Origin of the sequence: Marilutibacter maris (assembly GCF_006546735.2) — a bacterium.
Lineage (GTDB): Bacteria > Pseudomonadota > Gammaproteobacteria > Xanthomonadales > Xanthomonadaceae > Marilutibacter > Marilutibacter maris.
This window is the reverse complement of sequence record NZ_VICD02000344.1, coordinates 1-1,046: the sequence shown is the minus strand read 5'-3', so window position 1 is coordinate 1,046 and position 1,046 is coordinate 1. Positions and strand designations below refer to the sequence as shown.

General features: G+C 68.6%; 1 pseudogene. It reads left to right on the top strand.

The features are described from left to right. A pseudogene (locus FKV24_RS18950) lies at positions 1-1,046 on the top strand (RHS repeat protein); the annotation flags it as partial.

The window sequence follows — 1,046 nt, the reverse complement described above, 5'->3', positions numbered from 1 at the left end:
CTGGCGACCCAGGCCGATGCCGGCGCCAACCCGACCGACTTCACTTACGACGCCAACGGCAATCTGGAGACGGTCACCGACGCGCTCAGCCGGGTGACGCAGAACGACTACGACCCGCTCAACCGCCTGATCGGCAGCCTGCAGGACGTGGGCGGCATCGAGGCTTCGACCGCGTTCGAGTACGACGCGCTCGACAACCTCACCAAGGTCACCGACCCCAAGGGGCTGGACACAGTCTACAGCTACAACGGCCTCGGCGATCTGACCCAGCTCGACAGCCCGGACACCGGCGTCACCACCTACCTGTACGACGCCGCCGGCAACCGCAGCAGCCAGACCGACGCCCGCGGCGAGACCACCGGCTACGGCTACGACGCGCTCAACCGCCTGACCTCGGTGAGCTACAGTGACAGCAGCCTGGACGTGGCCTATGCCTACGACGGCGTCCAGCCCGGCTGCGCCACCGGCGAGACCTTCGCGATCGGCCGCCTGAGCCGGATCAGCGACGGCTCAGGCCACACCGACTACTGCTACGACCGCTTCGGCCAGCTGGTGCGCAAGGTCCAGGTTACCAATGGCCAGTCCTTCACCCTGCGCTACGCCTATACCCAGGCCGGCCAGCTGAGCCTGATGACCTATCCGGACGGCACCGAGGTCGACTACGTCCGCGACGGCCAGGGCCGTACCAGCGAAATCGGCGTCACCGCACCCGGCGGCAGCCGCGAAGTGCTGTTGAGCAACGCCAGCTGGTACCCGTTCGGCCCGGTGGGGGCCTGGACCTTCGGCAACGGCCGCACGCTGTCGCGCACGCTGGACCTGGACTACCGCCCGCAGTCGATCCTGAGCACCGACACCGGTTCGCCTACCAGCGGTGGCGGACTGGATCTGGGCTTCCGCTTCGACGCAGTCGGCAACCTGAGCAGCCTGCACGGCGCCGATCGTGCCGAACCGCCGCGGGTGCGCCTGGACTACGACGCGCTGAGCCGGCTGACCGCGTTCCGCGACGGCCCGACCGACACCGCGATCGAAAGCTACGGCTACGACGC